The organism is Burkholderia sp. LS-044, from assembly GCF_004803625.1.
Lineage (GTDB): Bacteria > Pseudomonadota > Gammaproteobacteria > Burkholderiales > Burkholderiaceae > Burkholderia > Burkholderia cepacia.
On the sequence record NZ_SSWO01000010.1, the window covers coordinates 282,215 to 304,539 of the forward strand.

The window sequence follows — 22,325 nt, forward strand, 5'->3', positions numbered from 1 at the left end:
ATCCCATGCTTCGCGGTCGATCCAAGTTAGTGCTTTGGCGCTTACTTCGATCCATGCTTCGCAGTCGATCCAAGTTAGTGCTTTGGCGCTTACTTCGATCCATGCTTCGCGGTCGACCAGCATCAGCGCCTTGGCGCCCCCTCCGGCCTCACCCCTGTGCTCACCCCAGGGGCAACCATTCGCCGCTGCCCCAAGCCTCATACAAATCCGGCCCTGCCGATCACCTTCAAAAACCGGAAGCCCAAATAAAAAACCCCGCCAACGCGGGGTTTTTGACGTCCTTAGATTCTAATCGATTTCGAATCAGGCGTAGCGGCGCAGGCGCGTCGCGAATTCCTGCAGCGCCTTGATGCCGCTTTGTTCTGCGCGATGGCACCAATCCTGCAATTGTGCGAGAAGCTGTTCGCGCGACGCGGTCGAACGATCCCAGATCGCGGCCAGATCCTGGCGGAGCTGGAAGTACGTGTGCAGCTTCTGGCTGTTCGCGAAGATTTCCGGCAGCAGCTTCTTCTGCGGCTCGTCGAGGCCGTCGGCATCCTTGTGGAACCACTTGCGCGCACCGCGCATCAGCTGGTACTTCTCGCCGCCGATTTCCTTCAGGTGCGCGAGCTCCTGGCGGTATGCGCGCTTCACGGCCTTGCCGTAGCGCGCCATCACTTCGTAGCGGTTCGACAGCACGGCCTGCAGCGTTTCCTGGTCGAGCACCGTCTTCGGCTTGTTCAGGCGCGGCGTCGGTGCGACCTTCTTCACCTTCGCGAGACCGAATGCCGACATGATGCGGATGTACATCCAGCCGATGTCGAACTCGTACCACTTGTTCGACAGCTTCGCCGACGTCGCGAACGTGTGGTGGTTGTTGTGCAGCTCTTCGCCGCCGATCACGATGCCCCACGGGAACAGGTTCGTGCTCGCGTCGGCCGAGTTGAAGTTGCGATAACCCCAGAAGTGACCGAAGCCGTTGACGACGCCAGCCGCCCAGAACGGAATCCAGACCATCTGCACGGCCCAGACGGTCAGGCCGAGCACGCCGAACAGCGCGACGTCGATCACCATCATCAGACTCACGCCGAGGATCGGGTACTTCGAGTAGATATTGCGTTCGATCCAGTCGTTCGGCGTGCCGTGGCTGAACTTGCGCATCGTCTCTTCATTCTTCGCTTCCGCGCGATACAGTTCGGCGCCCTCGAGGAACACCTTCCAGATGCCGCGCGTCTGCGGGCTGTGCGGATCTTCCTCGGTCTCGCACTTCGCATGGTGCTTGCGGTGAATCGCGGCCCACTGGCCCGTCAGCATGCCGGTCGTCATCCACAGCCAGAGGCGGAAGAAGTGGCTCGCGATCGGATGCAGCTCGAGTGCGCGATGCGCCTGGCAGCGGTGCAGGTAGACCGTCACGCCGATGATCGTGACGTGCGTGACGGCGAGCGCGAACAGCGCGACCTGCCACCACGAAAAATGCAGGAGCCCGTGGGAAAGAAAATCGAGCAGGGAATTCAACAAGGCAGTTACCTGTGATGAGAGCGACGCCGGCCCGCGCCAAGCGTCAGAAAAATGAAAGCATACCGCGTGTAGACCAGAATTTTACTTCAACCGTTCCAAGTCTTTGTAAAAAATGAACATTTTCTTGCCCTGACGCAACAGGCGCAGTCCATGGGCGGACTTGGAACGGCCCGCGATCCGGTTCCGACCGCGGGGTCGATACATTTGGCGACCGGCTTGCGCTACGCAGCCGGCGCCCGCCCGTCCGCCGCGCCGTTGCCGGCCGCCACGCCGGCGGCAGAAAAGCCGTCGGGCAGCCCCACGACCCGCACTTCGCGCTGCGGGAACGGGATCGAAATCCCGTGCTCGCTGAACAGCCGCCAGATATTGCGGTTCACGGTCGAACGCACGCCGGACGTGCCTTTCGCCGAATCCTCGATCCAGAAACCGAGCTCCAGGTCGATCCCGTCCGCACCGAAACTCACCAGATACGGGGTCGGAGCCGGCTCCGCCAGCACGCGCGGCACGTCCCTGGCCGCATCGGCGAGCAACACGAGCGCGTGCTCGACATCGCTGGTGTACGCGACCTGCACCGCAACCTTCGCGTAGCCGCGCGTCAGGTACGACGACTGGTTCTGCACGACGTCGGTGATCAGCTTCTCGTTCGGAATCAGCGTCTCGTTGCCGTCGAGGCCGCGCACGACCGTGTAGCGCGTGCGAATCTGCGTGACGACGCCCTGCAGCCCGCCGACGCTGATCGCGTCGCCGAGCCGCAGCGAGCGGTCGAGCAGGATGATGAAGCCCGACACGTAGTTGCTGGCGATCTTCTGCAGCCCGAAACCGAGGCCGACACCCACCGCGCCGCCGAACACGCCGAGCACCGTCACGTCGATGCCGACCAGCGACAGCCCAATCAGGATCGCCGCGAATACCAGCAGCGCGCGGCCGACCCGCGACAGCACGACCTTCAGGTTCGCGTCGAGCGTGCTTGCGCGCGTGAGGCGATCCTCGAGCACCGAGCCCAGCCACATCGCGACCATCAGCGTCACGCATACCCACAGCGCGCCGGAAATCACCGACAGCAGCGTGAGGTGCGCGTTGGCGACGCGGAACTGCACGCTGTCGAGCCAGCCCAGCACGTCGCGCTGAATGCCCAGCACGGTCAGCACCATCGCGGCCCACACGACGGTCGACACGATCTTCTCGACGATCGACAGCCACGCATGCGTGTGGCCGTCGCGCGCGAACACGCGCCGCGCGAAGAAGAACAGCACGTAGATCAGCCCGATGCCGAACAGCGGCACGAGCGCCAGCGACAGCAGCGACGTCGACATGAACGGGTCGAACGCGAGCTGCGCGGCGCCGACGAAGACGCTGCCGAACAACGGGAACAGCGCGCGCTTCAGGCTTTGCGCGCCCGCGCCGGGTGCGCGGCCGGCCGCCCGGCGGCGTGCATCGATGCGGCCGTGCACGAAGCGCGCGGTCACCCATGCGAAACACAGCGCGCCGACGAGGATCGCCGCCTGCCAGATCATCACCGGCTGGTGGAAGTCACGAATGACCGATTCCAGCCGGTGCGACAGCAGGCGGCTCTGCAGGTTTTCCATCGTCAGTCCGGGCGGTCGTTATTGCGCAGCGCGCCGTTCGAGGACGGCGGCGAAGAAGCCGTCGGTTGCGTGACGGTGCGGCCACAACGACAGGTAGTCGCCGGTCTCGAGCGCGATGCGCTGGTCATCCAGCACCTTCTGCGCCGGCACCAGCACGAACTCGGGATGGTCGGCCAGGAACTGCTCGACGATACGTTCGTTCTCGGCGTCGAGCACGCTGCAGGTGGCGTAGACGAGCCGGCCGCCCTTCTTCACCAGACGCGCGGCGCTCGCGAGGATCGACGCCTGCTTCGGCGTGAGTTCATCGATCGCGGTGCGCGTCTGGCGCCACTTCAGGTCCGGATTGCGACGCAGCGTGCCGAGGCCGCTGCACGGCGCGTCGACCAGCACGCGGTCGATCTTGCCGGCGAGCCGCTTGATCTTCGCATCGTGCTCGCTGTCGATCAGCACCGGGTTCACGTTCGACAGCCCGCTGCGCGCGAGGCGCGGCTTCAGCTTCGCGAGGCGCTTCTCCGACACGTCGAACGCATAGAGGCGTCCGGTCGAGCGCATCATCGCGCCCAGCGCGAGCGTCTTGCCGCCCGCGCCCGCGCAGAAATCGACGACCATCTCGCCGCGGCGCGGCGCGACCAGCGAACACAGCAGCTGGCTGCCTTCGTCCTGCACCTCGATCGCGCCTTCCTCGAACAGCTTCAGGCGCGTCAGCGCCGGCTTGCCGACCACGCGCACGCCAAACGGTGCGAACGGGGTCGCGCCCGCGTCGATGCCGCTCGCGCGCAGCCCGTCGATGACCTGGTCGCGGCTCGCCTTCTGCGCGTTGGCACGCAGGTCGAGCGGCGCCGGATAGTTCAGCGCGGCGGCAAGCTGCGCGAGCTCGTCGGCGTCGAAACGGGCCGACAGCGCCTGGTGAATCCAGTCGGGCAGGTTCGTGCGAATGCGCACGGGCAGGCTCGCCGGGTCGATTTTCGACACGTGCTCGAGCCAGGCCGACTCGGTGTCCGACAGGAACGGCTTCAGCGCATTGCGGCCGACCGTCTGCATCAGGCCGAGCAGCGTGAGGCGTCGTGCCGGTGTCCCGGTGCCGCTCTCGGCGAGGTGTGAAAACTCCATTTTCCGGCGCAGCACCGCGAACACCGCCTCGGCGATCACGCCGCGCTCCGCGTGCCCGAGCTTCGGGTGCGCGCGGAAGAACCGGCTCGTCGTCGCGTCGGCGGGGCCGGCGAACTTCAGCACCTCGGCCAGCAAAGTCTCGGTCTGGCCGATCAGGAATCCGTGCAGCTTCATACGCCCTCACTCGTTTCGGTATGCGGTTGATCCGCGAAAATCCAGCGCGCCTCTTCCGGCGCCACCACTGCGCGGCCGTTCTCGAGGCGCAAACGGCCCTCGATGAACCAGCGCACCGCGCGCGGATACAGCACATGCTCGACCGCGAGCACGCGCTGCGCGAGCGCCGCCGCGTCGTCGCCCGCGCGCACGGGCACCGCGCCCTGTGCGACGATCGCGCCGCTGTCGAGCTCGGGGATGACGAAATGCACGCTCGCGCCATGCAGCGCGACACCCGCGTCGAGCGCCTGCTGATGCGTGTGGATGCCCTTGAAGCTCGGCAGCAGCGACGGATGGATGTTCAGCAACCGGCCTTCGTATCGTCTGACGAATGCGGGCGTGAGGATGCGCATGAAGCCGGCGAGGACGACGAGATCGGGCGCGAACCGGTCGATCTCGGCGGCGAGCGCCGCGTCGAAGCTGTCGCGGCCGTCGAACGAGCGGTGGTCGACCACCGCCGTCGCCACCCCGTGCGACGCGGCAAAAGCCAGTCCGGCCGCGTCGGGCCGGTTGGCGATCACGGCGGCAATCTCGGCCGGCCAGCGTTCCTGCGCGCACGCGCGGACGATGGCCTCCATGTTGCTGCCGCGACCGGAAATCAGGATCACGAGTTTTTTCATCCGCGAATTTTACCATTCGCCCCCGCCTTTCCCGCCTTCTCGGCCGCCGGCCCGCCCGAACGTTTATAATCTTCTGCTTTGCGGCATCCCACCGCCCATTCCCCGACGCTGCATCCGCTATCGTGAAAGTCTTCCGCGGCCTGCCCAACGCCGAGAGCCGCGCCCCGTGCGCGCTGACGATCGGCAACTTCGACGGTGTCCATCGCGGCCACCAGGCCCTGCTCGCGCGCGTGCGCGCGGCAGCGGACGCGCGCGGCCTGCCCGTGTGCGTGATGACGTTCGAGCCGCACCCGCGAGAATTCTTCAACCCCGCCGGCGCGCCGCCGCGCATCGCGATGCTGCGCGACAAGCTCGAGGCGCTGCGCGACCACGGTGTCGACCGCGTCGTCGTCGAGCACTTCAACCACACGTTCGCGAGCCAGTCGCCGCAGGCGTTCGTCGAACGCACGCTGGTCGGCGGGCTGCACACGCGCTGGATGATGGTCGGCGACGATTTCTGCTACGGCGCGAAGCGCGCGGGCACCTTCGACACGCTGAAGGCGGCTGGCGAACAGTACGGCTTCGAGGTCGAGCAAATGGGTACGGTCGCGGGCAGCGACGGCACGCGCATCTCCAGCTCGGGCGTGCGCGCCGCGCTCGCCGCGGGCGATCTCGACGCGGCCGCGCAGGCGCTCGGCCACGGCTATGCGATCAGCGGCCACGTCGCGCACGGGCTGAAGCTCGGCCGCGACCTCGGCTTCCCGACGCTGAACCTGCCGATCGCGCACAAGCGTCCGGCGCTCGCGGGCATCTTCGTCGTGCAGGTGCACGGCCTCGGCCCCACCCCGCTGCCGGGCGTCGCGAGCCTCGGGCTGCGCCCGACCGTCGACGATTCCGGCCGCGTGCTGCTCGAAGTCCACCTGCTCGACTGGCACGGCGACGCGTACGGCAAGCTCATCCGCGTCGAATTCCTGAAAAAGCTGCGCGACGAAGCGAAATTCGACGATCTCGAGGCGCTGTCGCGCGCGATCGCGCTGGACGTCGCGAATGCGCGCGCGTACTTCATCGAGCGTGACCGTGCGCCGGGCAGCCGCGCCACGGGCTTCTCGACGTCGGCCACCGACCGAATTAGCTGATCCGGACGGCGGCGCCTGGCGCCGCACCCTCGCGCCGCTCACTCGCGCGCATCCCCGATTCACGACGCTCGCGCGTCTCCCGATTTAGATAGCGATCCCATCATGAGCAACAAGAAAGCCGATTCGAAACCGCAGGCCAAGTATCCGGTCAACCTGCTCGACACGCCGTTCCCGATGCGCGGCGACCTGCCCAAGCGCGAACCGCAGTGGGTCAAGGAATGGGAAGAACGCGGCCTCTACGAGAAGATCCGCGCGGCCAGCAAGGGCCGGCCGAAGTTCATCCTGCACGACGGCCCGCCGTATGCGAACGGCGACATCCACCTCGGCCACGCCGTCAACAAGATCCTGAAGGACATCGTCGTCAAGTCGCGCAACATGGCCGGCTTCGACGCACCGTACGTGCCCGGCTGGGATTGCCACGGGATGCCGATCGAGATCCAGATCGAGAAGCAGTTCGGCAAGTCGCTGCCGGCGGCCGAAGTGATGAGCAAGGCGCGCGCGTACGCGACCGAGCAGATCGAGAAGCAGAAGGTCGGCTTCAAGCGTCTCGGCGTGCTCGGCGACTGGGCCAACCCGTACAAGACGATGAACTTCGTCAACGAGGCGGAAGAGATTCGCGCGCTCGGCAAGATCATCGAGAAGGGTTACGTGTATCGCGGGCTGAAGCCGGTGAACTGGTGCTTCGACTGCGGCTCGGCGCTCGCGGAAGCGGAAGTCGAGTACAAGGACCGCACCGACCCGACGATCGACGTGATGTTTGCGTTCGCGGAACCGGAAAAGACCGCGCAGGCGTTCGGCCTGCCGGCGCTGCCGCGCGCCGACGGCGGCATCGTGATCTGGACCACCACGCCGTGGACGATCCCCGCGAACCAGGCGCTGAACCTCCATCCGGAAATCGTCTACGCGCTGGTCGACACCGAGCGCGGGCTGCTGATCATCGCGGAAGAACGTGTCGAAGCCTGCATGACCGACTTCAAGCTGACCGGCCGCGTCGTCGCGACCGCGCCGGGCGTGAAGCTCGCGAACCTGCGCTTCCACCACCCGCTCGCATCGGCCCACCCCGGCTACAAGCGCACCGCGCCCGTCTACCTCGGCGACTACGTGACGACCGACACCGGTACTGGCGTCGTGCACTCGTCGCCCGCATACGGCATCGAGGACTTCCAGTCGTGCAAGGCGCACGGGATGACCGACTCGGACATCATCAACCCGGTGATGGGCGACGGTCGTTACATCGAATCGCTGCCGCTGTTCGGCGGCCTGTCGATCTGGGACGCGAACCCGAAGGTCGTCGACGCGCTGCGCGAGGCCGGCTCGCTGCTGCGCAGCGAGCACTACAAGCACAGCTACATGCACTGCTGGCGTCACAAGACGGCGATCATTTACCGCGCGACGTCGCAGTGGTTCGCCGGCATGGACGTGACGCCGCGCGACGGCGGCAAGACGCTGCGCGAAACCGCGCTCGAAGGCATCGACGCCACCGCGTTCTACCCGTCGTGGGGCAAGCAGCGCCTGTTCAGCATGATCGCGAACCGTCCCGACTGGACGCTGTCGCGCCAGCGCCAATGGGGCGTGCCGATGGCGTTCTTCGTGCACAAGGAAACCGGCGAGCTGCACCCGCGCACGCTCGAACTGCTCGAGGAAGTCGCGAAGCGCGTCGAGCAGTCGGGTATCGAAGCCTGGCAGACGCTCGACCCGCGCGAGCTGATCGGCGACGACGCGAACCTGTACGAAAAGAACCGCGACACGCTCGACGTGTGGTTCGACTCGGGCACGACGCACTGGCACGTGCTGCGCGGCTCGCACAAGGATCAGCTGCAGTTCCCGGCCGACCTCTACCTCGAAGGCTCGGACCAGCACCGCGGCTGGTTCCATTCGTCGCTGCTGACCGCATCGATGATCGACGGCCGCGCGCCGTACAAGGGCCTGCTCACGCACGGCTTCACGGTCGACGGCGAAGGCCGCAAGATGAGCAAGTCGCTCGGCAACGGCATCGATCCGCATGAAGTCGCGAACCGCCTCGGCGCGGAAATCATCCGCCTGTGGATCGCATCGACCGACTATTCGGGCGAGCTCGCGATCTCCGAGGAAATCCTGAAGCGCGTGACCGAAGGCTATCGCCGCATCCGCAACACGCTGCGCTTCCTGCTCGCGAACCTGTCGGACTTCGACTTCGCGCAGCACGCGGTGCCCGTCGACGAATGGCTCGAGATCGACCGTTATGCGGTCGCGTTCTCGCAGCAACTGCAGACGGAACTGCTCGGCCACTACGAGAAGTACGAATTCCACCCGGTCGTCGCGAAGCTGCAGACGTACTGCTCGGAAGATCTCGGCGGCTTCTACCTCGACGTGCTGAAGGACCGCCTGTACACGAGCGCGGCCGATTCGCGCGCGCGCCGCTCCGCGCAGACCGCGCTGTACCACCTCACGCACGGCCTGCTGCGCGTGCTCGCGCCGTTCCTGTCGTTCACGGCGGAAGAAGCGTGGAAGGTGTTCCAGCCGGCCAGCGACACGATCTTCACGGAAACCTACTACGCGTATCCGGAAGTCGCCGGCTCGGCCGCGCTGATCGAGAAGTGGGCGCTGCTGCGCGACGTGCGCGGCAACGTGACGAAGGCGCTCGAGGAAGCGCGCACCGCGAACCGCATCGGTTCGTCGCTGCAGGCCGAAGTCGCCGTGCATGCGAGCGGCGCACGCTACGACGCGCTCACGAGCCTCGGCGATGATCTCAAGTTCGTGCTGATCACGTCGGCCGCGACGGTCGTCAAGGTCGACGACGAAGCGCAGGAAAGCGTCGACGTCGCAGCGTCGAAGTACCAGAAGTGCGAACGCTGCTGGCACTACCGCGAAGATGTCGGCGCGCACGCCGATCACCCGACGCTGTGCGGCCGCTGCTTCTCCAACCTGTTCGAAAACGGCGAAATCCGGAGCGCTGCTTGAATATGGCGAAAACCCTCTCGAAACCGGCCAGCGGCGCGCTTGCGCCCTGGCTCGGCATTTCGCTGATCGTGATCCTGTTCGACCAGCTGTCGAAGATCGCGATCCTGAAAACGTTCGTGTACGGCGCGCAGCATGCGCTGACGTCGTTCTTCAACCTCGTGCTGGTGTACAACCGCGGCGCCGCGTTCGGCTTCCTGTCGACCGCGAGCGGCTGGCAGCGCTGGGCGTTCACCGCGCTCGGCATCGGCGCGACGCTCGTGATCTGCTTCCTGCTGAAGCGCCACGGCCACCAGCGGCTGTTCAGCGTGTCGCTCGCGCTGATCCTCGGCGGCGCGCTCGGCAACGTGATCGACCGGCTCGTCTACGGCCACGTGATCGACTTCCTCGATTTCCACCTCGGCGCCTGGCACTTCCCGGCGTTCAACCTCGCCGATTCCGCGATCACGATCGGCGCGGTGCTGCTGATCTACGACGAACTGCGTCGCGTGCGCGGCTCGCGCTAAGCGCGCATACTCGGCGTCGACGGTCGGCTTCGCGCCGGCCGTTCCGTTCGACCCTTGGAGGCCTGAGTTGGCACAAGCAGAACTCGCAGGAAAACACCTCGTTCTCGGCCTGACGGGCGGCATCGCCTGCTACAAGATCGCCGAGCTCACGCGGCTGCTCGTGAAGGCAGGCGCGACCGTGCAGGTCGCGATGACCGAAGCCGCTACCCAGTTCATCACGCCCGTCACGATGCAGGCGCTGTCGGGCCGGCCCGTCTATACGAGCCAATGGGACGCGCGCATCGACAACAACATGGCGCACATCGACCTGTCGCGCGAAGCCGACGCGATCGTGATCGCGCCCGCGTCGACGGATTTCCTCGCGAAGCTCGCGCACGGGTTCGCGGACGACCTGCTGTCGACGCTGTGCGTCGCGCGCGATTGCCCGCTGCTCGTCGTCCCCGCGATGAACCGCCAGATGTGGCAGAACCCGGCCACGCAACGCAATGCCGCGCAACTGCGCGCGGACGGCGTGTCGGTGCTCGGCCCGGATTCGGGTGCGCAGGCGTGCGGCGAAGTCGGCGACGGCCGCATGCTCGAGCCCGAGGCGATCTATGAAGCGATCGTCGCGCACTTCGCGCCGAAGGTGCTCGCGCACCGGCGCGTGCTGATCACGGCCGGCCCGACGTTCGAGCCGCTCGACCCGGTACGCGGCCTCACGAACCGCTCGAGCGGCAAGATGGGCTTCGCGCTCGCGCGCGCCGCGCAGCAGGCCGGCGCCGATGTGCATCTCGTCGCGGGGCCGGTCGCGCTCGACACGCCGTGGGGCGTCTACCGGCAGGACGTGCAGACGGCCCAGCAGATGTACGACGCGGTGATGCATGCCGTGAACGACGCCGACATCTTCATCGCGGTGGCCGCGGTCGCCGACTGGCGCGTCGCCCAGCCGGCCGAGCACAAGATGAAGAAGACGGCCGACCGCAAGATGCCCGCACTCGCGTTCGTCGAGAACCCGGACATCCTCGCGTCCGTCGCGGCGCTGCCCGATCCGCCGTACTGCGTCGGGTTCGCGGCCGAAAGCGGCGACCTCGACGTGCACGGCGACGAGAAGCGCAAACGCAAGAACGTGCCGCTGCTCGTCGGCAACCTCGGCCCGCTGACGTTCGGCCGCGACGACAACGAAGTCGTGCTGTTCGAGGCCGCCGGCCTCACGCGCCTGCCACGCGCACCGAAAGACGAACTCGCGCACACGCTCGTCGCGGAAATCGCGAAACGCCTGCCCGACAACCGCCTGATCTGATCTCCCGCGCGGCGGCCGCCGCCGCGCCCTTCCCGCCTCATCCGACGACCGCATGAAACTCGACCTGAAGATTCTCGACGCGCGCATGCGCGACTACCTGCCCGCCTACGCGACCACCGGCAGCGCGGGCCTCGACCTGCGTGCGTGCCTCGACGCGCCGGTGACGCTGCAGCCGGGCGAAACGACGCTCGTGCCGACGGGCCTCGCGATCCACCTCGCCGATCCGGGCTACGCCGCGCTGATCCTGCCGCGCTCGGGCCTCGGCCACAAGCACGGCATCGTGCTCGGCAACCTCGTCGGCCTGATCGATTCCGACTACCAGGGCCAGTTGATGGTCTCGACGTGGAACCGCGGCCAGACCGAGTTCGTGCTGAATCCGTTCGAACGGCTCGCCCAGCTCGTGATCGTGCCGGTCGTGCAGGCGCAGTTCAACATCGTCGACGACTTCGCGGAAAGCGATCGCGGCGAGGGCGGCTTCGGCAGCACCGGGCGGCACTGAACGGCGCAATGACAAAGGGGCCTCGCGGCCCCTTTTTCCTGTCCGTCGCCGTCACTCTTCGACGGGTTGCGCGATCCGCGCGGGCGCAAGGTCACGCTGCCGCGCCTGGGCGACGATCGCGTAGATCACCAGTGCGACCAGCACGCCGAGCAGCACCGCCGACGAACCAACCGTCCCGAGCGCGAGGCCACCCTTCGCAACCGGCTTCGTCAGCAGATCGCCGACCGTCGCACCGAACGGCCGCGTGAGCACGAACGCGGCCCAGAACAGCAGCACGCCCGAGATCCGCGTGAAATAGTGCGCAAGCACGATCGCCGCGAGCAACCCGCCGATCAGCAGCGCGCCGCCGCCGAAACCGAGCCCCGAGCTGTCCGCGAGGAAGTCGCCGAGCGCGGTGCCCAGCGTGTTCGAGAACAGGATCGCGATCCAGTACAGCAGCTCGACCTTGCGCGTGCGGATCAGGTCGACCGACAGCGATTCGCCGCTGAGGCGCCACACGGCGAAGATGGTCAGCAGGATCGCGACCAGGATCGACGAGCCGGCCGCATAGCCGAGGCCGAGCGTGCGATCCATGAAATCGGACATCGTCGTGCCGGCCGTGCTCGTCGCGACGATCACGGCCCAGTAGATCGCCGGGCGATAACGCGTCGTCCTGAGCTGCGCACCCAGCGTCACGAGAAAGAAACCGAACAGCAGGATCGAGCTCACCGCATAGCCGACGTTCAGCGTCATCGACAACAGGTCGCCGCCGGTTTCGCCGAGTGTCGTCGCGCAGATCTTCATGATCCAGAACGCGAGCGTGATTTCGGGAAGTTTGTTCATTCGCACCCCTTTTTGCAGGAAGGCGGCGAGCCGGCGCATGCCGCGCCCGCCTTGCAGGCAGGATCGAATGTAGGCGCCGCGGGCTTAACGGAACCTTAGCGACCGGAAAAAAACGGCGCGGGCGGCCGCGCCGGTACCGTCAACGAGCGTGTTCGTGCCGGTAATGCAGCGCGTACGCGAGCGTGAGCAGCACGACGAACACGACGCCGACCACCATCGTCATCCGGAATTCGCGCGTGAACGCGGTCGTGAACAGGATCGCTGCGACGAGCCCCGCACCGAGCAGGCTGCCGAACGGGTGCCCCCACATCCGGAACGCGAGCGCGGGGCCGCGATACCGCGAACGGAAGCGCAGGTGCGTGACGAAGATCATCAGCCACGTGAACAGCGCGCCGAACATCGCGATCGCCATCATCACCGTGAACGCGGTGTCGGGCGCGAGCGCGACCAGCACGGCCGCGACCGCGACGCCGCTGGTCGAGATCCACAGCGCCGCGCGCGGCACGCCGTTCGTGCCGAGCCGGCCGAACACCGCGGGCGCGAGCCGCGCGCGCGACAGGCTGAACATCATCCGCGTCGTCACGTAAAGCTGGCTGTTCATCGCCGACAACGCCGCGATCAGCAACACGAAGTTGATCACGCCCGCCGCGTACGGCACGTGGGTCGCGGCCATCACCTTCACGAACGGGCTTTCGTCGGTGCCGGCCTGCGTCCACGGCACGATCGCGAGCATCAGCGACAGCGTCAGCAGGTAGAACAGGACGAGCCGGAACACGGTCGAGCGGAATGCGCGCGTGACCGCGTGCTGCGGATCGCGTGCCTCGCCGGCCGCGATCGCGACGGCTTCGATGCTCATGTAGCTGAAGATCGCGACGATCACCGCGACCCAGGTGCCCCACGGCCCCTTCGGCATGAAGCCTCCGTGCGCGGTGTAGTTGGCGAAACCGATGCCGGATGCCACCGGCGCCGACCACACGAGATACGCGCCGAGCACGATGAACACGACGATCGCCGCGATCTTCAGCAGCGAGAATGCGTATTCGACCGTGCCGTACAGCGTGACGCTCGCGAGATTCACGGCGATCAGCAGCGCGGAGAAGCCGATCACCCAGTACCAGCCGGGCACGGCCGGGAACCAGTACTTCATGAACACGGCGATCGCGCTGATCTCGGTGCCGATCGCGAACACCACCGCGAACCAGTACGCATAGCGCACCAGGAAGCCGGCGAGGGGGCCGACGTAGTGCTCGGCATACGCGCCAAACGAGCCGGCGGTCGGATGCGCGACTGTCATTTCCGCGAGCGCGCCCATCAGCAGCAGCGCGATCAGCGCGCCGATCGCATACGAGACCAGCACGCTCGGGCCGGCGAGCCCGATCGCGAACCCGCTGCCGAGGAACAGGCCCGTGCCGATCGCGCCGCCGATCGCGATCATCGCCATCTGCCCCGACGTCAGCGCATGGCGCAACCCTTGTTCGCGCGCGACGATGTTGTCGAACGACCGTTGTTGTTGTGTCACTGCCTTACCACTCCCCTGCACCACCATTGCGCCGCCGGCGCCGGATAAAACGAAACGGCGCGGAGAACTTCCCGCGCCGTTCGCATGAACAACGAATTATCGCTTACTCGACTTCGACCGTCTCTTCGTTCGGCTTGTGCGGCGGATTCGCCAGCTTGTCGAACGACAACTGCACCTTGTCGTTTTCGTCGACATCGACCGTCACGTGGCCGCCGTTGACGAGCTTGCCGAACAGCAGCTCGTCGGCCAGCGCGCGCCGGATCGTGTCCTGGATCAGCCGCTGCATCGGCCGGGCGCCCATCAGCGGGTCGAAGCCGTGCTTCGCGAGATGCTTGCGCAACGCGTCGGTGAAGAGCGCGTCGACCTTCTTCTCGTGCAGCTGTTCCTCGAGCTGGATCAGGAACTTGTCGACCACGCGCATGATGATTTCCTCATCGAGCGAGCGGAAGCTGATGATCGAATCCAGGCGGTTGCGGAACTCCGGCGTGAACAGGCGCTTGATGTCGGTCATCTCGTCGCCCGTCTCGCGGCGCGTCGTGAAGCCGATCGTCGCCTTCTGCATCGACTCGGCGCCCGCGTTCGTCGTCATGATGATGATGACGTTGCGGAAATCCGCCTTGCGGCCGTTGTTGTCCGTCAGCGTGCCGTGGTCCATCACCTGCAGCAGCACGTTGAAGATGTCCGGATGTGCCTTCTCGATTTCGTCGAGCAGCAGCACGCAGTGCGGCTTCTTCGTGACGGCCTCGGTCAGCAGGCCGCCCTGGTCGAACCCGACGTAGCCCGGCGGCGCGCCGATCAGGCGGCTCACCGCGTGACGCTCCATGTATTCCGACATGTCGAAGCGGATCAGCTCGATGCCGAGCGTGAACGCGAGCTGGCGCGCCACTTCGGTCTTGCCGACACCCGTCGGGCCGGAGAACAGGAACGCGCCGATCGGCTTGTCCATCTTGCCGAGGCCCGCGCGTGCCATCTTGATCGAGGCCGCAAGCGCATCGATCGCCGGATCCTGGCCGAACACGACGCTCTTCAGGTCGCGGTCGAGCGTCTGCAGCTTGCTGCGATCGTCCTGCGACACGCTCTGCGGCGGCACGCGCGCGATCTTCGAGATGATTTCCTCGATCTCGCTCTTGCCGATCGTCTTCTTCTGCTTCGACTTCGGCAGGATGCGCTGGGCGGCGCCTGCCTCGTCGATCACGTCGATCGCCTTGTCCGGCAGGTGACGGTCGGTAATGAAGCGCGCCGACAGTTCGGCCGCGGCCGACAGTGCGCCCGACGAATACTTGACGCCGTGATGCTCCTCGAAGCGCGACTTCAGCCCGCGCAGGATCGCGACCGTCTGCTCGACGGTCGGCTCGCTCACGTCGACCTTCTGGAAGCGCCGCGACAGCGCCGCATCCTTCTCGAAGATGCCGCGATATTCGGTGAACGTGGTCGCGCCGATGCACTTGAGCGTACCCGACGACAGCGCCGGCTTCAGCAGGTTCGACGCGTCGAGCGTGCCGCCCGACGCGGCGCCCGCGCCGATCAGCGTATGAATTTCGTCGATGAACAGGATCGCGTGCGGACGCTCCTTCAGCTCCTTCAGCACCGTCTTCAGACGTTGCTCGAAATCGCCGCGGTACTTGGTGCCGGCGAGCAGCGCGCCCATGTCGAGCGAATAGACCTGCGCGTTCGCGAGAATGTCCGGCACTTCGCCGCGCGTGATGCGATAGGCGAGCCCTTCCGCGATCGCGGTCTTGCCGACGCCGGCCTCGCCGACGAGCAGCGGATTGTTCTTGCGGCGACGGCACAGCACCTGGACCACGCGCTCGACTTCGGGCTCGCGACCGATCAGCGGATCGATGCGGCCGTCCTTCGCCATCTGGTTCAGGTTCTGCGTGAATTGCGCGAGCGGCGTTTCCTTCTGCGCGTTCGCGTCTTCGCTTTCCGCGCTCGCGTCGGCCGACTTCGCGGCTTCGCCGCCGTTGGTCTTCGCGATGCCGTGCGAAATGAAGTTCACGACGTCCAGGCGCGTGACGCCCTGCTGCTGCAGGTAGTAGACGGCATGCGAATCCTTCTCGCCGAAGATCGCGACCAGCACGTTAGCGCCGGTGACTTCCTTCTTGCCGTTCGACGTCGACTGGACGTGCATGATCGCGCGCTGGATCACGCGCTGGAAACCGAGCGTCGGCTGGGTATCGACATCGTCGGTACCCGGGACGGTAGGTGTGTTGTCGTGGATGAAATTGCGCAGGTTCTGACGCAAGTCCTCGATGTTGGCCGCGCACGCGCGCAACACCTCGGCTGCCGTCGGATTATCCAGCAGGGCCAGCAGCAAATGCTCGACCGTTATGAACTCATGGCGCGCCTGGCGTGCTTCCATGAACGCCATGTGCAGGCTGACTTCCAATTCCTGGGCAATCATGCTTCCTCCATCACGCACTGCAGCGGATGCCCGGCCTGCCGCGCATGGGTAACGACTTGCTCAACCTTGGTCGACGCGATGTCCCGCGTATAGACCCCACAAACCCCTCGCCCTTCGCGATGGACCTTCAGCATGATCTGCGTGGCCGTCTCGCGATCCTTCTTGAAATACTCCTGGACCACCATCACGACGAATTCCATCGGCGTGAAGTCGTCGTTCAGCAGCACCACCTTGTACATCGAAGGCGGCTTGAGCTTCTGCTGCTTGCGTTCCAGGACGGTGCTGTCCTGCTTGTCCGGGATAATCGCCATACACCCATTCTAAACAACTCGGACAGGCCCGCAATCCTGCCATTACCCGACCGACCGGCCGGCGCCCTCCCCGGAATCCCGGAACACGCAATCTTCTTCGTGCCATACGAAAGCCGGCTGCGGTGCCGGCTTTCACGCGTGGCGCGGAACACGAACCGTCAGGGGGAACCGCACCGGAACGTCGTGTCCGCATCCAGTATCCCACAAGCCGGGACGACTCGAACGCGTGTCACTCGAGCCTGGTATATGAGCCGATTATGCGGCTTTTCAAGTCCTCGCGCTTGGCCGCGTGCTGCCAAGCAAAGCCGGAAAAACCCTGAAAATGGGTTCTTTACAACGTCCCTCTAAACGTCTAAAAATTCCACTTGACACTCCAATAAAGAGCGCCAACAATCAAGCTGGCACTTTTTTCAATTTGCCGGTCGGCAAGTTGAAAGAGGCCGAGGTGAGCTTGTGAGGGGGGAACGGCTGCATTTTCCGGTCGTTTAGCTTTTCGAGCGTGCTCGTGGTAAGTAGCAGCGACTGTGTGACAGGGGAAGTAGGAAATGGCAACTGGTATCGTTAAGTGGTTCAACGACGCGAAGGGCTTCGGTTTCATCACTCCCGATGAGGGCGGTGAGGATCTGTTTGCGCACTTCTCGGCTATCACCATGAATGGCTTCAAGACGCTGAAGGAAGGCCAGAAGGTGAGCTTTGACGTCGTCCAAGGGCCGAAGGGCAAGCAAGCGTCGAACATCCAGGCCGTATAAGGCACCGGATATCAGACGAAGAAACCCGGCGCATTGCGCCGGGTTTCTTTTTTTTCAAGGCCGGCCAATCGATTATCGATTGGCCGGCCTTTTCGTTCAATCCCGATAATTGAACACGTATTGTCTTGTCACACACGCAGATCGGATACTCATCCGGCACGTGAAACATAATCGTCACTTCGTTACACGACCTTCAGCGTACCCATCATGCCGAGATCCTCGTGTTCGAGAATGTGGCAATGAAACATGCGCTCTCCGCGCATGTCCTGCGTGACGAGAATCGTCACGGTTTCGCCGCTGCGCACGTTCACGGTATCGCGCCATGCACGGAACGGTTCGCTCGTGCGTGAACCGCCCGATGCCCGTTCGATCACCTGGAACTGCGTGCCGTGCAGGTGGAACGGGTGATCCATGTCAGTGCCGTTGCGGATCGTCCAGCGCTCGACGTCGCCAGCGCGGCTCGTCAGCGTCGCACGGTGCGGCGCGTAGGTGTCGCCGTTGATCGTGAAGCGCATGCCCGCCGGGCGGCCGTGTGCGCCCCCCTTCATCATCGCGTCCATATCCATCTCCTCGCCGAACGCGACCTCCTTGTGCGCAACCGGCTCGCCCAGCGGCGGCACCGCACGCAATGTCGTCGGCAGCACGCGCGCGGTGGCCGGCGAAAACGCGACGTCGGCCAGCGCCAGCGCCGGATCGGCCGGCAGGCTGCCGTGCCCGTCATCGTGCGACATCGACATCTTGCGGCGGTCGTATTCGGCCGCCTGCAGCACAGCGCGCGACGCGCGATCGCCGGCGCGCACCAGCAGCTCCGCACGTTCGCCCGGCGCGATCAGCAGCGACGTGACACGGCGCGGCGTGTCGAACAGCCCGCCGTCGGTGCCCGCGTGCTCGAATGCACGGCCGTCGTCGAACGCGACACGCAAGTAGCGCGCGCTGCACGCATTCCACACGCGCCAGCGCTCGTCGCCCGCAACGTCGATCCGCGGCCGGCGCGCGCCGTTGACCAGCACGAACTGGCCTTCGCGGCCGTTCATCCAGTCCATCATGTCGTTCGGTGCAATCGTGCCGTCGCGCGCAAGTTTCAGGTCCGACACGAACAGGTTGCGCTCGGGCCAACCCGCCAGCGGATCGTCCGCGGCGCGCACGACGAACGGGCCGGCGAGCCCGCGAAACACCTGCTCGGCCGTCATCATGTGCGGGTGCGGGTGGTACCAGTAGGTACCGGCGCTCCCCTTCGGCAGCGTGAAGCGGTACACGCGCGACGCGCCGGGCGCGACGGGATCGGACGGGTTGCCGTCCTGGTCGGGCGGCACCGGCAGGCCGTGCCAGTGGATCGTCGACGGTTGCGGCAGCTTGTTCACGAACTTGATCTCGACCGTGTCGCCCTCGCGCACGTCGATCAGCGGACCAACGACTGGGCCCTGCGTGCCCGAGCCGAACTGCCAGAACGTGGTCGGCCGCGCACCGCGCAGCATCGGGCGCGCCACCGGCTGGGCCACCAGCGTGGCCCGGAACGTGCCGGGATCGCGGCTTTCGTTCGCGAGCGTACGCAGCGCCGCGAGCGGCGCGCCGGCCGGCAGCGCATCGGCGGCAGCGAGCGCGGCCGGCGCGGACTTGCCGTGCTGCCCGTGACCCGCCATTCCTGACATGTCCGACATGCCGGGCATGTCGTCCATCGAGTCCATGCCGGCCATGCCGGCGTGACCGGCATGCTGCGCCCACGCGGCGCGGGCGAACAGCGACGCGGCCGCGACACCGATGGCGCGCGACAGGAAGGTTCTCCGTATCATCAAATCGTTCCTCGTTATCCATGCTGCGTCGCGCGGCCGCCGCGACGCCCGCGCCGGCCGGCTGAAGCGCCGATGCGCGACGCCAATCCTGATGCCCGCGTCATCATAACCGCAGGCTCATATCGAGACGCGTCGCCGCCGGACGGGCGGCGATACGCCGCAGACTCGACAACGCCGCGCTGGATTCAGCACGCATCGACCGGCATCGCCGATCGGCGATCCGCAGCCCTTCACTCGCTCCCCAACACCACTCGCCGCCCGCCCCATGCAGTCTCCAGGCGGCCGCCCGGCACCTGCCGTTCAGCCGCGCCCCGGCGTCGGCCGCGTCACCGGTTCGCCAACCCGCCAATATTTCACGATGCGGAACAACTCTCTGCGTTGTAAAAATTCGTGGTGCAGGGCACAAATTTCCCGTTTCGCGATGCCGAAAAACGTTCCGCAATACAAAACGCAGAATGCAAATATTTGTTTTTGAAAGAGAATTTTTGTTTAGTGGAGCCGTTCGACATGCACCATCCAACCGGGTCGCGGACGTAGACTTTGTCCCATGCACTGACGCTTCGCCACGACGTTCGATAAGGAACGCGGCGCAAGCAGCCAGTCGGGCCACAGCCGGTCGAACCGGCAGAAGGCACAACAGAATCGCTTGTGATCAGAAAGGGAGAACGGAAATGAAGGGATTTCGCTTTGGTTCAGCGCTCGGGTCGTTCTACATCCTGCCGGGTAACGGTGGCTGGGAAGCGACGTTCGGCAACGCCCTGCTCGGCGCATTCTCGTGCCCCGAAGTGGCGGCCGACCACATCTCCCGCGGCGACTGCGAGCAACTGTCCGAACTGGACACGGCAACGCTCGAAGTGCCGCACGAAATCGCCGAATGGGAAATCGTTCACGTCTGAATGGCAAGCCTGCAACAAAAAACGCCCCGGGCGACCGGGGCGTTTTTTTCTTGTAACGGGCGGAGGGCAGCCAGACCCGCCACGCCGTCACTTGCTTCGACTCGCGCGATCGCGCGGCCCGTGTCAGGCAACCGCGTCGACGATGGCGTTCAGCGTCGCGCTCGGGCGCATCGCCTGGCTCGTCAGGTCGACGTTCGGACGATAGTAGCCGCCGATGGCCTGCGCCTTGCCCTGCGCGGCAGCCAGCTCTTCCAGAATGCGCGCTTCGTTGTCGGACAACGACTTCGCCACGCCTTCGAACTGCGCCTTCAGCGCCGCGTCCTCGGTCTGCTCGGCCAGCGCCTGCGCCCAGTACAGGCACAGGTAGAAGTGGCTGCCGCGGTTGTCGAGGCCGCCGACCTTGCGCGCCGGCGACTTGTTCTCGTCCAGGAACTTGCCGGTCGCCTGGTCGAGCGTCTTCGCGAGCACGAGCGCCTTCGGGTTCTGGTACGCGTTGCCGAGGTGTTCGAGCGATGCCGCGAGCGCGAGGAATTCGCCGAGCGAATCCCAGCGCAGGAAACCTTCCTCGACGAACTGCTGCACGTGCTTCGGCGCGGAGCCGCCCGCACCCGTTTCGAACATCCCGCCGCCGGCCATCAGCGGCACGATCGACAGCATCTTCGCGCTGGTGCCGAGTTCCATGATCGGGAACAGGTCGGTCAGGTAGTCGCGCAGCACGTTGCCGGTGACCGAGATCGTGTCCTTGCCCGCACGGATGCGCTCGAGCGAGAAGCGCGTCGCGTCGACCGGCGTCATCACGCGGATGTCGAGGCCGTTCGTGTCGTGGTCCTTCAGGTAACGCTCGACCTTCGCGATGATCTGCGCGTCGTGTGCGCGTGCCGGATCGAGCCAGAACACGGCCGGTGCGCCGGTCGCGCGCGCGCGGTTGACCGCGAGCTTGACCCAGTCCTGCACCGGTGCGTCCTTCGTCTGGCACATGCGCCAGATGTCGCCCGACTCCACCGCATGCTCGAGCAGCACGTTGCCCGCTTCGTCGGTGACGCGCACGACGCCATCCGCCGGGATTAGGAACGTCTTGTCGTGCGAACCGTATTCTTCAGCCGCCTGCGCCATCAGGCCGACGTTCGGCACGCTGCCCATCGTGACCGGATCGAACGCGCCGTGCTGCTTGCAGTCCTCGATCACGGCCTGGTAGACACCGGCGTAGCAACGATCCGGAATCACGGCCTTCGCGTCGTACAGCTGGCCGTCCGGGCCCCACATGCCGCCCGAATCGCGGATCATCGCCGGCATCGATGCGTCGACGATCACGTCGCTCGGCACGTGCAGGTTCGTGATGCCCTTGTCCGAGTTGACCATGGCAAGGCGCGGACGCACCGCGTATTCGGCCTTGATGTCTGCTTCGATCGCTTCGCGCGTGTCGGCCGGCAGGTCCTTCAGGCGCGCGTACAGGTCGCCGATCCCGTTGTTCGGGTTGAAGCCGGCCTGCGCCAGCACGTCTGCGTGTTTCGCAAGCGCGTCGCGGTAGAACACGGACACGAAGTGACCGAACAGGATCGGGTCCGAGACCTTCATCATGGTCGCCTTCAGGTGCACCGAGAACAGCACGTCCTGCGCCTTCGCGTCGGCGATCTGCGCTTCGATGAAGCTGCGCAGCGCGTTGCGGCTCATCACCGATGCGTCGATGACTTCACCCGCCTTCACGGCCGTCTTTTCCTTCAGCACCTTCTTCGCGCCGTCGGTCGTCGTGAGTTCGATCTTCACGCTGCCGGCTTCGGCGATCAGCGCCGACTTCTCGCTGCCGTAGAAATCGCCTTCGCTCATGTGCGCGACGTGCGCCTTCGACGTGGCTTTCCAGGCGCCCATCTTGTGCGGATGCTTGCGTGCGTAGTTCTTGACCGACAGCGGCGCGCGGCGGTCGGAGTTGCCTTCGCGCAGCACCGGGTTCACCGCGCTGCCCTTGATCTTGTCGTAGCGGGCCTTGACGGCCTTCTCTTCGTCCGTCGACGGATCTTCCGGATAGGCCGGCAGCGTGTAGCCCTGCGCCTGCAGTTCGGCGATCGCGGCCTTGAGCTGCGGCACCGATGCGCTGATGTTCGGCAGCTTGATTATGTTCGCTTCCGGCTTCAGCGTGAGCTGGCCCAGTTCGGCCAGATCGTCGGAACCCTTCTGCTCGGGCGGCAGGACGTCTGCGAATGCCGCGACGATGCGGCCGGCGAGCGAGATGTCGCGCGTTTCGACGGCGACGCCGGATGAACGCGTGAAGGCCTTGACGATCGGCAGCAGCGAATAGGTCGCGAGCGCGGGCGCTTCGTCAGTGAGGGTGTAGATGATCTTGGGCGAAGTGGACATGGTCGATGCGTTGCTACGTGAAAATTTGGACTGAGGAGCGCCGGCGGTAACCGGCGGGGAGCGACCGGGTCGGTCGCGAAAGGGGCGCGCCGGCTCAGCCGGGCGGTGGTGTTGCGAGGG

Annotated in this window: 17 protein-coding genes; 7 read left to right on the forward strand and 10 right to left on the reverse strand. The window is 65.8% G+C overall.

The window, feature by feature from the left end:
- Positions 1-303: 303 nt before the first annotated feature.
- The 4 genes from E9536_RS25770 to purN all read right to left on the reverse strand — a co-directional run bounded on the left by E9536_RS25770 (position 304) and on the right by purN (position 5,026).
- Positions 304-1,497 (reverse strand): acyl-CoA desaturase, encoded by a 1,194-nt coding sequence (locus E9536_RS25770; RefSeq protein WP_027786669.1) that lies wholly within the window; start codon positions 1,495-1,497, stop codon positions 304-306.
- A 221-nt stretch (positions 1,498-1,718) separates the two neighbouring features.
- A complete protein-coding gene (locus E9536_RS25775) occupies positions 1,719-3,083 on the reverse strand; it encodes a mechanosensitive ion channel domain-containing protein (protein ID WP_060206965.1) in 1,365 nt (454 codons plus the stop codon).
- 18 nt (positions 3,084-3,101) lie between these two features.
- Complete coding sequence (locus E9536_RS25780) at positions 3,102-4,367, reverse strand: RsmB/NOP family class I SAM-dependent RNA methyltransferase (RefSeq protein ID WP_021160747.1); 1,266 nt, start codon at positions 4,365-4,367, stop codon at positions 3,102-3,104.
- Complete coding sequence (gene purN, locus E9536_RS25785) at positions 4,364-5,026, reverse strand: phosphoribosylglycinamide formyltransferase (protein ID WP_021160746.1); 663 nt, start codon at positions 5,024-5,026, stop codon at positions 4,364-4,366. The genes E9536_RS25780 and purN overlap by 4 nt, the downstream gene beginning before the upstream one ends.
- 122 nt (positions 5,027-5,148) lie before the next feature.
- Here purN and E9536_RS25790 point away from each other — a divergent pair, with 122 nt between their 5' ends.
- The 5 genes from E9536_RS25790 to dut all read left to right on the forward strand — a co-directional run bounded on the left by E9536_RS25790 (position 5,149) and on the right by dut (position 11,362).
- Positions 5,149-6,141: a bifunctional riboflavin kinase/FAD synthetase gene (locus E9536_RS25790; RefSeq protein ID WP_059686577.1), complete on the forward strand. Its 993-nt coding sequence runs from the start codon at positions 5,149-5,151 to the stop codon at positions 6,139-6,141.
- A gap of 102 nt (positions 6,142-6,243) precedes the next feature.
- Positions 6,244-9,081: an isoleucine--tRNA ligase gene (gene ileS, locus E9536_RS25795; RefSeq protein WP_060086421.1), complete on the forward strand. Its 2,838-nt coding sequence runs from the start codon at positions 6,244-6,246 to the stop codon at positions 9,079-9,081.
- A 2-nt stretch (positions 9,082-9,083) separates the two neighbouring features.
- Positions 9,084-9,584, forward strand: a complete 501-nt coding sequence (gene lspA, locus E9536_RS25800) for a signal peptidase II (protein WP_021160743.1) — start codon at positions 9,084-9,086, stop codon at positions 9,582-9,584.
- Positions 9,585-9,651: 67 nt separating this feature from the next.
- The gene (coaBC, locus tag E9536_RS25805) at positions 9,652-10,863 is read left to right on the forward strand and encodes a bifunctional phosphopantothenoylcysteine decarboxylase/phosphopantothenate--cysteine ligase CoaBC (protein ID WP_059697759.1); all 1,212 of its coding nucleotides are present in this window, start codon (positions 9,652-9,654) and stop codon (positions 10,861-10,863) included.
- Between the two features lie 52 nt (positions 10,864-10,915).
- Positions 10,916-11,362 (forward strand): dUTP diphosphatase, encoded by a 447-nt coding sequence (gene dut / locus E9536_RS25810; protein WP_021160741.1) that lies wholly within the window; start codon positions 10,916-10,918, stop codon positions 11,360-11,362.
- Between the two features lie 51 nt (positions 11,363-11,413).
- Here the strand turns inward: dut and E9536_RS25815 are convergent, their stop codons facing one another.
- From E9536_RS25815 to clpS, 4 genes are all read right to left on the reverse strand, one after another.
- Positions 11,414-12,184: a hypothetical protein gene (locus tag E9536_RS25815; protein WP_136471112.1), complete on the reverse strand. Its 771-nt coding sequence runs from the start codon at positions 12,182-12,184 to the stop codon at positions 11,414-11,416.
- Between the two features lie 139 nt (positions 12,185-12,323).
- Entirely contained in the window at positions 12,324-13,703 is a 1,380-nt protein-coding gene (locus E9536_RS25820) for an amino acid permease (RefSeq protein WP_027786663.1), read from the reverse strand.
- Between the two features lie 103 nt (positions 13,704-13,806).
- Positions 13,807-16,107, reverse strand: coding sequence for an ATP-dependent Clp protease ATP-binding subunit ClpA (gene clpA / locus E9536_RS25825; protein ID WP_027786662.1), 2,301 nt, complete (start codon positions 16,105-16,107; stop codon positions 13,807-13,809).
- Complete coding sequence (clpS, locus tag E9536_RS25830; RefSeq protein WP_006398529.1) at positions 16,104-16,418, reverse strand: ATP-dependent Clp protease adapter ClpS; 315 nt, start codon at positions 16,416-16,418, stop codon at positions 16,104-16,106. The genes clpA and clpS overlap by 4 nt, the downstream gene beginning before the upstream one ends.
- A gap of 545 nt (positions 16,419-16,963) precedes the next feature.
- Between clpS and E9536_RS25840 the strand changes: the two genes are divergently transcribed.
- Positions 16,964-17,167: a cold-shock protein gene (locus tag E9536_RS25840; RefSeq protein WP_006488945.1), complete on the forward strand. Its 204-nt coding sequence runs from the start codon at positions 16,964-16,966 to the stop codon at positions 17,165-17,167.
- A 182-nt stretch (positions 17,168-17,349) separates the two neighbouring features.
- Here E9536_RS25840 and E9536_RS25845 read toward each other — a convergent pair whose 3' ends face one another.
- Positions 17,350-18,957, reverse strand: coding sequence for a multicopper oxidase family protein (locus E9536_RS25845; protein ID WP_136471114.1), 1,608 nt, complete (start codon positions 18,955-18,957; stop codon positions 17,350-17,352).
- A gap of 671 nt (positions 18,958-19,628) precedes the next feature.
- On the opposite strand from E9536_RS25845, the gene E9536_RS25850 reads away from it, so the two are divergent.
- Entirely contained in the window at positions 19,629-19,853 is a 225-nt protein-coding gene (locus E9536_RS25850) for a hypothetical protein (RefSeq protein ID WP_006490888.1), read from the forward strand.
- A 123-nt stretch (positions 19,854-19,976) separates the two neighbouring features.
- Here E9536_RS25850 and E9536_RS25855 read toward each other — a convergent pair whose 3' ends face one another.
- Positions 19,977-22,205 carry an NADP-dependent isocitrate dehydrogenase gene (locus E9536_RS25855; RefSeq protein WP_059697763.1) on the reverse strand — a complete coding sequence of 743 codons (2,229 nt, stop codon included), beginning with the start codon at positions 22,203-22,205 and terminating at the stop codon, positions 19,977-19,979.
- Positions 22,206-22,325: the final 120 nt, after the last annotated feature.